Genomic DNA, 9801 nt, shown 5'->3' with positions numbered 1-9801 from the left:
TTTATTTAGGACAGATGTGACGTATTCTAATTCCGACGAATACGAATTTTATAATTTGATTAATAACATTAAATTATAAATAACTTATCAACCACAAGGGGTAAAATCACAAATAAAGAGGGGTAAAATTTTAAAGACAGGTCAAAATATATCGAAGATAAATTATCGAATCTTTTTCTGCTGGCCTACATCGATATAAAAGAAAATTTAATATTTTTAGCGAACAACTACAGCCTTTATGGACAATAAAAAATTAATGGAAATAGATCAATATATTGATACACTTTCAGACACTGAGCAACAAATAATTCGTCAATTTCGGAAAGCAATATCAGAAAATGACAATACCGTTTCGGAAAGCTTTGGAAAATTCATGTCAAACCCTAATGCAATCAGCTTTAATGAACAAGGTGTATTTAAATACGGGTTAACAGTCGCGAAGCATTATATTTCATTCCATTCCTTGGTCATCTATACTAACCCCGAATTAATGGAAGAACTAAAATTAAAAATACCGAAAGCCAAGTTTCAAAAAGGCTGTATTAATTTCAAAACTTTGGATGAATTTCCCGCCTCAGTATTGGCAGAACATATTCAGGTTTCATCCAAAATAGATTTTAGCCCCATGATAAATCGTTATTTGAAAAAGAAATAAGTACCAGGTCGATTCCCAGAATTTTATTTATTCACTTTTACGCGCAACAATAGCATAGACCATCGGAATCTTATTTCCCAAATGGGCTATTCTGAATTTTTTAGGATCTAGCTCTGTCATGTTTTTAAAAATGGGATAAGGTGAATAGTCAAATTCGTTCAGGTCTTGAATGTTCAGCCCATTATGAAGTAAAGCACCAACGACCTCACTCATACTATGATTCCAGGTGACATAGGACTGCGAAATAGCGGCATCTTTATCGGCATAGGTTCCCTGCTCTGTTTCAACAATTGGAGCAATATTAAAATAGTTATAGCCAATTTTATCAAAATTGTCGTCGAACATCCAAACAACTGGATGAAACTCGACAAAAATAAACTTCCCTTTCGGTTTCAAGAAACGTGAAATTATTTTCGCCCATTTATCTAAATCAGGTAACCAAGTAATCGTTCCGTAACTTGTAAAGACTAGATCAAATTGTTCATCAAGATGATTTTCAAGCTCATACAGATCACAACAGATAAACTGCACATCAGCATGCATATCTTTCGCAATTTCGCGGGCGCTTTCTATAGCCTTGTCAGATAGGTCAACACCAGTAACTTTTGCGCCAAGTCTACTCAAAGAAATTGTATCCTGTCCGAAATGACATTGTAGGTGTAATATTTTTTTCCCACTGATATCACCCAATAATGCTAATTCAATTGAATTTAATGAAGTCTCCCCTTTTAAAAATCCTGTTAGATTGTAAAAATCTGATTTTAAATGCGTATCCGTTCTGTTATTCCACGAGTGTTTGTTTATTGCGATGTAATTCTCTTCCGGGTTCAAATCGTTCATTTTGTTTTTTAATTAAATGGTTAATTAGCTACTAAATTACAATAAAAATTAATCTCTATCGGATTCATCGTTTCCTCAATCTAAAAATAAATGTTTTAAGAAATAAAGCTTGGTGAAAATTATCATAAAGGTTCTCTATATTTAAATCGATTATCAAATACTTCCAAGTTTAAAAGGATGAGGCAAGAACAACGCCTATTTACATGAAGAAAAGAGATGACGATAAAAATATATAGACCAGAGAGCTTACTCCTAAAAAAATATATTGAATGCTTCTATATACTTGAGAAAACTGACGAAGAAAAAGCGACGGCATATTTTACGTTTCCGAGTATTTACACCATTGTGACGATAAGTGAGCAGACCCAAACGATGGTAAGCCCAAATAAGGTGATTACGAAGCATTTTCCATCCAATTCGATAGAAACAAACCTTGTATGCAATTTTAATGAACCTGTTTTAGTGTGTTACGAGGGGAAAATAAATGAAATTACCACTTACTTCAAACCTCTTGGGATAAATGCTTTTATACCCAATGATTTAAGCGATTATAACAGCGGAACATTTCCCGATTTTAACCCACACCTGGATTATAAAGATGCTATGAGATCCATCCTGTCCATAGATGACCAGGACGGGCGAATCAAGGCATTAGAACACTATTGGATATCAAAATTTTGGCCATTTAAAAATGCGTTGCTCGAAAACATAATTACCGAAATGTTAGATACAAGCAACGTCAATCAATCGATGTCAGAATTTTCGCTAAAAACAAGAAGATCGAGAACAACCATAAATAAGCAATTTGATCAACATATCTGTAAAACCCCCTCCCAATTCAAAAAAATCATCAGATTTCGAGCTGCAATTCAAAGCCACCTCGAAGATAGAAACAAAATAGGTCTGTCTTATAACCTGGATTATTTCGATCAGTCCCACATGATTAGAGATTTTAAAAAATTAACAGGATTTACGCCAAAAGTTTTCTTTTCCAAAATAGGTAATCTCGAACGGAGCCAGATAAAATGGATTTTTATTTAGCAGGTTTACAAAAATACAATCACACTATTTTATTGAACAGTAACATTGCTCCATAATTATTTATGCAATACGTTATGAAGCTTTTAATCCTACTTATGCTTTGTCCAGTTTTTCTTGTGGCCCAAGAAAAAACATCAGCCAAACTTGCAGCCTAAATGCAGGCACAAGCTGATGTAAATAATTTTAGTGGAACAGTTCTTGTCATGAAAAATGGCACTATTTTATTAAAAAAAGCCTACGGTTTGGCAGATTATGAATGGAATATAAAAAACACGTTAGACACTAAATTCCAGTTGGCATCGGTCACAAAACAATTTACCGCAGCCGCTATTTTACAGCTCGTCGACAGTGGGCGGTTATCCCTAAATGATAAACTCAGTAAATTTTTCCCCGATTATCCAAAAGCCGATAGTATCAGCATCCACATGTTACTGTCACACAGCTCCGGACTTGCTATGGGCTTCAAAGAAATCGCGTTAAGCAGCATAAGTCGCGATTCTGCTTATGCCGCCATCAAGAAAATTCCTTTCGAATTCTCACCGGGAACAAATAGCGCCTATAGTAATATCGGTTATTATTTGTTAGCAAAGATTATTGAAAAAGTCTCCGGTGAGCATTACGCTACTTTTTTAAAGAAAAATATATTTGATAAAGCTGGGATGAATAACACCGGAGTTAGTAACAATGAATCCATCGTGCCGAAAAAAGCAAAAGTATATTATCATAATGACGAAGGTTTTATCCATAACCCCTATATCAACTGGGAGATCAACCTAGGTCACGACGGTATTTATTCAACCGTGGAAGATCTAGCCATTTGGGACCAAGCACTTTATGGAACAACGATTCTATCAGCCGCAATGAAGAAAAAAATGTTTACACCATATAACTCCGAAAATTGGGGCTATGGATTCATCATCAATCCATTTTATAATCACGGACATTATTTGATTGCACATGACGGCGGATTCTTTGGGACAATGACTTCTTTTAATCGATTTACTGACGACAAACTCTTTGTCACTGTCCTTTCTAATAACGGCTCAGCCTCCCATATCATAGGTTACGGACTTTCAGCAATTGCCTTTGGTAAAGAAGTAGAAATGCCCTACAAACATCGTCGCGCCAAAATAGATACGACCATATACAATAACTATGTGGGTGAGTATGGAAAAATACGGATATTAAAAATTGATGGCAAACTCTATTATAATGATGCGGATATTGAACTCATTCCCGAGTCTAAAACAAAATTTTTCAGAGCAGACGACAACGACAGAACGATCGAGTTTGTTGAAGACAAAACAGATGGCTATAATTCCATTATTTTAACAAAAGGTGGAGTTAAGGAAGTTTTCCCAAGATCCAATAGAAATGAATGAAACGCTATGGATGCTGTTAGAATAACGATTTTAATCTATTATTTGAAACCTTAAAGAAAAAAGTTAAATTACACCTATATCGGTCCAGCGTTAGATCGGATATAGCGTATACTAAATTATAAGATATTGCAACAGATAGATCAGGAACCGAAGAAAGCCAAAAAGAAACTGTTATTGAAGTCTTTTATATTATGCCTAATCTTTATGACGGCATATCTCATCAGTTTTTTCGTTTTTGATCTAAGCAGCAGTGAAAAGTTGAGTTATATTATTTTTTCACCTCTTGTTTGCTTACTGAGCTGGATATTTTTCCATTTCTTTTTGCTGGTAAAGGATACACGCAATTTGAAGTACTACTTACTGGGATGTGCCCTGATCGCATGCACTATTATTTATACAAATGGTATTTTTGATATCGATATTAGGCTTCAAAACTTTTTCCACTCCTCAAAACTGCCAAATGAATACAGCAAATATGATGACATTAACAAGCTAAAAAACCAGTTTGGGAAACATGAAATCATACTCTTCAAGGCAAGTGACCACCCTATAGATCAGTTTTTGACCAAAAACAATGAATTAATCATTCATTGTTTAACCGGTGCAATCGACACTGATAGTCCATCAACAGTTATTCATACATGCTATAGACTGGATAAAGATGGTAAGCAGATTGATGAATACTCCTTTAAACAGGACAAGGATGAGGATTCAGAAGTTTTATTTGAAGGGTATTTGATCAACGTTTCCAAACATTACTTTCGCAGCTGGCCATTGAATGGAGATACTACAAAAAAAACAATTGAAGTATTCAAAGCAAATCTAAATTGGTCCACAGATAAACAAGACCAAAAACTAAATGATATTAAAAGTAAAGCCACCTATCTGCTGTCAGAGAAAATCTATCATTTCGATCAAAGCAATTCGAAAAGCTATACAAAGCGAACTTATTTTATGGACGATAAATGATATGTATTCAACGAAAACATATCGGATGATAATAATTTAGACCCACAGAGCTCATCTAAGGGCCGTACCGTAAATGATCTTTTCGGTCACTGGGATAAGAATGAATGGGTAACGAATACTACTCCCCCTAACATTAGATCAGTTTATTACCAGAAAATCAAACGTGTTCGCAATAGACATGACGTCAAAACGGGGAAATATGAAAAAGGAGATCTTTGGCAAGGCTGCCTATTCTCACAGCTTATTGTCGAAAATGACACCTTAAGATTTAAAGACAGCTTATATTTGGACGAAAAATGGCATTGGTCTCAAGTCGATATCAACAATAAAAACATCGGCACACTAACCTTTGAGAATACCGACCAATTTAATGCCTATGGTTTTTATACGAATCCAGCTTTAAATTATCAACTTTTCACCAACCAACGCAACAAACTTTATTTAATCACAAAGAAATGATTTGTAGCTTGGTACCGCTAAATTTCAGCAAACATTAACGGTTCAAAATACAAGCCTACTTTTCGCTATCCAAAATAATGACTATATTACAACAAATCGCTTTTTTGTGAAAATATATCCAATTTAGTAGCCATTGGATCCTAGTTAAAAATTAAATTCAGGAATAGTAGAAAATAAATCATATGAACAAAAGGTATTTTTTCTATATTATCATCGTTATCAGCTTGTTCACTTCGTGTGGCCTTATCCATAATCTTCCCGATTCGGCTACCCCCAATACCGGTGTAGATCCTAACCTATGGTATTCATTTGTGGATCAAAATGGTAATTTCTACCCCGACAATTGGAAGAAAAATTATGGCATTCCTTCCAATAAAGCTGCTCGAGATCCTTATTCGCTTATGAAAATTGCCACCGACAGAGGGGATCGCGAACAATTACTCGCTTTTGAACGCGGTAACATGCTGCGTTTGTCTAAACGTATTGCCCCAAAAAAACGTGTGTTTATTTTAGTCCATGGCTTCAATGCTGATGAAGAATCTGTTGTAAAACAATATAAATATATTTCCGATCATATCGTTACAAACCCTAAAACCGATGAAATCATTCGATTTTATTGGGATGGTCTACGATCTACCTCCCCTTTTCGTTCCGCCAAAAACTGGTTTTCAGCGGCCTCTTTTAGCCAGATGGCCGGTGAATTTGGATTAAGACGTATACTGAACAATATGGCCGATAAGGATGTCTTCATCATATCACATAGTCGTGGAGCATCTGTGGTTATGAGCGCTATTTCAAATCCTGAATACAATAGCTCATTTTCTGCTCAAGCAAAAGACGTTCACAATGTTGATATCGAGCGGGCAAAGCCATTGTTAGAAAACAAAAATAGAATTACCTGCATTATGCTGGCTCCAGCGATAGGACTTTCCGAGTTTCAATATACGGATACGGCGAGTAACACAAAAAAATTTGTGAATCTCAGCTCACAAGTCAAGAAAATACACATCACGATCAACGGAACGGACAAGATGTTGAAGAAGTTTTTTGGATTCTTATCGAACAAACTTAATCCAACTGATCTTGGATACAAAGAGGAAAGTTATAACGCCCTTAAGAAAAATTACAGCATCTTTTCTATGACTGATTTCACAGGAATGTCAAGCCATGATTTTAGTCGTTATATACGAGATCCCAAATTCAAACAGATGCTTCGGGAAGAATCAATCCAAGTGCAATAAGGTGTTTGCTCGTCTGACTAAGTTGATAAGCTATACGTGGTTCTTGGAATTTTTCTTTCAGATCTACCCTAGCTAGCTATCTTATGAATTGAAAAATAGCTGCTGTCATCAGGCTCTCCTAGTTATGCAATGCAACTAGGAGGCTGCAGGAAAAAACTCAATCGTATAATGCCGCTATTAAAAAAAACATTAAACATATAAATTGGAATAGTACAACTAATGACATATAGTTACATAAAACATAAAGGTTAATGACACTAACTTTTTCATGTAATCGCAACTATTCTCTCAAAACGGCCATGGTTACTTACAGAAACGGGTAAGTGTGTGCCGCTATCTTTCAGAATGATGCTTGGTATCCCCTGAGCATCTTTAACAATTTCACCTTTTTCGATTTCTACAATATTGCCTAAATGAACCAATTCGCCAACTGCGATGGTATGTATAAAATCAGGGCAAACAATGGTCTTAGTGTAATACCTCTTCCCTTCACAGATGACTTCTCCCGTTGCGTTGCTAGAAGACCGTTCAATAACTGAACATAGCAACCCTTTAGGTATATATTTCCGAATTCCTGTCTGTCTATTCCATATTTTATAGGCAGCCTCTTTCATGCTCCATAAGAGCCAAACAACAATTTCTGGATCTGGACTGTTCACAATCAACAGTTGTTCATGCTCATTAAATAGCTTTGAAACAAAGCCCCTACGTCTCCAATTACTATCTTTTCTAGACTGAACCAGGTCGATAACGTCATTACCAATCATTTTTCTTGTAACTTGCTTTCGATTATTTCGACTGCAGCTCCGACATTAAGCATACGTTCCATATCGGAATTTTCAATAACGATCCCAAATTGATCTTCGATATCCAGGACAATATCAACCAAATTTGCTGAATTGATTTGTAGATCACGCATAAAATCAGTCTTTTCTGTAAGCTGTCCAAATGCTTCTTCGTTTGTTGTGTAAGGTGCTATAATTGGCTTTAAAGCACCGATCAATTCTTCTCTGTTCATAGGTTTAGTTATCAAATTTTTTAAATATTAAACAGGCATTTACATCCCCAAATCCGAAACTCGCTTTGGCTATAATATAAGGTTTGACATCAACTTGAAGTAATGGTATTCTTGATGGATCTATCATTGCTGCAATCTCAGGATGTAAATCAGTACAATTACTGTTTCCAAATACAAATCCATGATATAATTGCAAAACTGTGGCCACGCATTCGATGCTACCTGCCGCACTGAGACAATGCCCAGTCATTCCTTTTAGCGAGTTTATCAATGGAAAATCTTTCCCTTTACGCCCAAGGGCCTCAGTCCAGTTTTCTATTTCAAAAGCATCTTTGGCCGTTGCCGTTAAATGACCGTTTATGGAATCGACATCCCATCCGGAGACGCCCGAATTTTTTAGGGCTTCCGCAATACATCGGCGTACAGCATCAGCATTTGGAGCTGTCATACTGCCCGTTCCCCGTTGCCCTCCAGAATTTACTTGACCACCCAATAACTCGCCATATATCATGGCCTTGCGTTCTAAGGCACTTTCCAAATCTTCCAGTAACAGGGCTCCAGCTCCGCTCCCCGGGACGAATCCTGCGGCTGTTGCACTCATTGGGCGAGATCCTTCCGCAGGGCGGTCATTATATTGCGAACTACAGACACGCAGTGCATCAAAACCGCCCCAAATATAAGGCCCACTATCTCCAGTACTACCTGCTAGCATGCGCTTTGCTCTTCCGGACCTAATCCGGTCATAGGCCATTAGAATTGCTTCGGTTCCGGTAGCACAGGCAGAGGAATTGGTGGTCACCTGATTTCCGAGCCCTAATTTCCCACCTAAATATGCACTGACACCACTGTTCATCGTTTGGGCAACGACTGTACTACCTAGCCTACGTGTTTGCAGCTCATCAATTTTATAAATACTCTCCCGAAACTTATCGATACCTGAGGTGCCTGAACCAAAGACTGTTCCGCTATCCCAATCGGGGGCCGAATTTAAGGCAATAGGAAAACCTGCATTTGTCCAAGCCTCCATTCCAGCTATGACACCGTATAATATGCCTGTACTGTTAAAACCCCTGAGCTCAAGTTCCGTGAAATATTGTCTTTTGAGATCATCCGATACTTGTGGCATTCCAGCAATCTGACAGGAAAACTGCAATTTTTCCAACTGCACATCATGTCTAACACCGGAGACACCCTCTTTTAGCGCCTGTGTAAAGGCCGGTACGCCCACTCCATTGGGTGCAACGACCCCTAATCCTGTAATGACAACTCTCTTCATAGCTCCTCGGTAATCATACCTGCCAATATTCCTTTACAAACCTCCTGTCCAGCTTCATTTTTCATCGCAACCGCACACTTTAACTTTCCAAACCTAAAATATATTTTTTTTGAAATTACCGTCACTTTTTCCTTCGGATACACGGGTTTTAAAAATTGTATTTCAGTAGAAGTCAATGCAATAGAAGAGCCCTGTATAAAGTCTTTATTGAGCAGAAAAATTCCCAAACAAGCTAAACCTATTTGGGCCATCGTTTCGATCAGAATAACGCCCGGAGTGATCGCTTTTTCATTAAAATGTCCTCTATAAAAATCCAAATTTTCATCAAAGGTATAGGTACCTGCAACACCTTCCGCATCGACATGGGTCAACGCATCGACAAATAAAAACGGGGCACTGTAAGGCAATTTCGCTAGTATAGAATTCAGATCCATCATTCAAATTTTGTAGGTTACCACTTTAATAAAACGCGCTGCGCCGAAAATCCAGGACCGAAACTCAGCATCAGCCCTAATTCACCGACCTGAGGACTACGTTTCATAATACGTTCGAGGACATATAACACGGTAGCGCTCGACATATTACCATACTGTGCCAGCACAGCCTTAGTATCCTCAATATCTTTATCAAATTCAGCAAAAATATCTTCGATTGTAGCGACTATCTTTTTCCCACCTGGATGAAAAATCATGTAATCAATATCTTTAATTTTAAGCTGATTCTTCTTCAAAAATAGATGTATAACGGCATCAAAATGAGACGCGATTACATTCGGCACTTCAACATCCAGTATCATCTGCATACCGCTGTTTGTCAGCTTAAATCCCATAATATCTTCCGCATCATAAAAATGGTACATCTCCTGATCAAGAATCACCGGACCATTGTCTGACTCGCCGGAGGAAAGCAGACAGCAAGCT

Annotated in this window: 11 protein-coding genes; 5 read left to right on the top strand and 6 right to left on the bottom strand. The window is 37.3% G+C overall.

The window, feature by feature from the left end; all coding sequences use genetic code 11:
• Positions 1-238 precede the first annotated feature (238 nt).
• On the top strand, positions 239-655 hold the full coding sequence (locus tag B2X72_RS08490) for a DUF1801 domain-containing protein (protein ID WP_088161143.1): 417 nt from the start codon (positions 239-241) through the stop codon (positions 653-655).
• Between the two features lie 27 nt (positions 656-682).
• Here B2X72_RS08490 and B2X72_RS08485 read toward each other — a convergent pair whose 3' ends face one another.
• The gene (locus tag B2X72_RS08485) at positions 683-1495 is read right to left on the bottom strand and encodes a class I SAM-dependent methyltransferase (protein ID WP_232475752.1); all 813 of its coding nucleotides are present in this window, start codon (positions 1493-1495) and stop codon (positions 683-685) included.
• A gap of 216 nt (positions 1496-1711) precedes the next feature.
• On the opposite strand from B2X72_RS08485, the gene B2X72_RS08480 reads away from it, so the two are divergent.
• The 4 genes from B2X72_RS08480 to B2X72_RS08465 all read left to right on the top strand — a co-directional run bounded on the left by B2X72_RS08480 (position 1712) and on the right by B2X72_RS08465 (position 6587).
• Positions 1712-2536, top strand: a complete 825-nt coding sequence (locus tag B2X72_RS08480; RefSeq protein WP_088161142.1) for a helix-turn-helix domain-containing protein — start codon at positions 1712-1714, stop codon at positions 2534-2536.
• 155 nt (positions 2537-2691) lie between these two features.
• Entirely contained in the window at positions 2692-3918 is a 1227-nt protein-coding gene (locus tag B2X72_RS08475; protein WP_088161141.1) for a serine hydrolase domain-containing protein, read from the top strand.
• A gap of 126 nt (positions 3919-4044) precedes the next feature.
• Entirely contained in the window at positions 4045-4887 is an 843-nt protein-coding gene (locus tag B2X72_RS08470) for a hypothetical protein (RefSeq protein WP_286849112.1), read from the top strand.
• Positions 4888-5528: 641 nt separating this feature from the next.
• Entirely contained in the window at positions 5529-6587 is a 1059-nt protein-coding gene (locus B2X72_RS08465) for an alpha/beta hydrolase (protein ID WP_075992083.1), read from the top strand.
• A gap of 266 nt (positions 6588-6853) precedes the next feature.
• On the opposite strand, the gene B2X72_RS08460 is transcribed toward B2X72_RS08465, so the two are convergent.
• The 5 genes from B2X72_RS08460 to B2X72_RS08440 form a co-directional block, all read right to left on the bottom strand.
• Complete coding sequence (locus tag B2X72_RS08460; RefSeq protein ID WP_088161138.1) at positions 6854-7354, bottom strand: 4'-phosphopantetheinyl transferase family protein; 501 nt, start codon at positions 7352-7354, stop codon at positions 6854-6856.
• A complete protein-coding gene (locus B2X72_RS08455; RefSeq protein ID WP_182981180.1) occupies positions 7351-7605 on the bottom strand; it encodes an acyl carrier protein in 255 nt (84 codons plus the stop codon). Before B2X72_RS08455 ends, B2X72_RS08460 begins: the two co-directional genes overlap by 4 nt.
• Positions 7606-7609: 4 nt before the next feature.
• Positions 7610-8881, bottom strand: a complete 1272-nt coding sequence (locus tag B2X72_RS08450) for a beta-ketoacyl-[acyl-carrier-protein] synthase family protein (RefSeq protein WP_286849107.1) — start codon at positions 8879-8881, stop codon at positions 7610-7612.
• Positions 8878-9318, bottom strand: a complete 441-nt coding sequence (locus B2X72_RS08445; RefSeq protein WP_286849105.1) for a 3-hydroxyacyl-ACP dehydratase FabZ family protein — start codon at positions 9316-9318, stop codon at positions 8878-8880. The genes B2X72_RS08450 and B2X72_RS08445 overlap by 4 nt, the downstream gene beginning before the upstream one ends.
• Positions 9319-9332: 14 nt before the next feature.
• On the bottom strand, positions 9333-9801 hold a 469-nt coding region (locus tag B2X72_RS08440; protein WP_286849103.1), incomplete at its 5' end, for a 3-oxoacyl-[acyl-carrier-protein] synthase III C-terminal domain-containing protein.

This window comes from Sphingobacterium sp. UBA7253 (assembly GCF_002472745.1).
Taxonomy (GTDB): Bacteria; Bacteroidota; Bacteroidia; order Sphingobacteriales; family Sphingobacteriaceae; genus Sphingobacterium; species Sphingobacterium siyangense.
The sequence above is the reverse complement of the archived record's forward strand: the minus strand, read 5'-3'. Positions and strand labels throughout refer to the sequence as shown.

Excerpts from the sequence above, each read along its gene's own strand:
- B2X72_RS08490 (WP_088161143.1), top strand. The coding sequence starts at position 239 with ATGGACAATAAAAAATTAATGGAAATAGATCAATATATTGATACACTT.
- B2X72_RS08485 (WP_232475752.1), bottom strand. The coding sequence starts at position 1,495 with ATGAACGATTTGAACCCGGAAGAGAATTACATCGCAATAAACAAACAC.
- B2X72_RS08480 (WP_088161142.1), top strand. The coding sequence starts at position 1,712 with ATGACGATAAAAATATATAGACCAGAGAGCTTACTCCTAAAAAAATAT.
- B2X72_RS08475 (WP_088161141.1), top strand. The coding sequence starts at position 2,692 with ATGCAGGCACAAGCTGATGTAAATAATTTTAGTGGAACAGTTCTTGTC.
- B2X72_RS08465 (WP_075992083.1), top strand. The coding sequence starts at position 5,529 with ATGAACAAAAGGTATTTTTTCTATATTATCATCGTTATCAGCTTGTTC.
- B2X72_RS08460 (WP_088161138.1), bottom strand. The coding sequence starts at position 7,354 with ATGATTGGTAATGACGTTATCGACCTGGTTCAGTCTAGAAAAGATAGT.
- B2X72_RS08455 (WP_182981180.1), bottom strand. The coding sequence starts at position 7,605 with ATGAACAGAGAAGAATTGATCGGTGCTTTAAAGCCAATTATAGCACCT.
- B2X72_RS08450 (WP_286849107.1), bottom strand. The coding sequence starts at position 8,881 with ATGAAGAGAGTTGTCATTACAGGATTAGGGGTCGTTGCACCCAATGGA.
- B2X72_RS08445 (WP_286849105.1), bottom strand. The coding sequence starts at position 9,318 with ATGATGGATCTGAATTCTATACTAGCGAAATTGCCTTACAGTGCCCCG.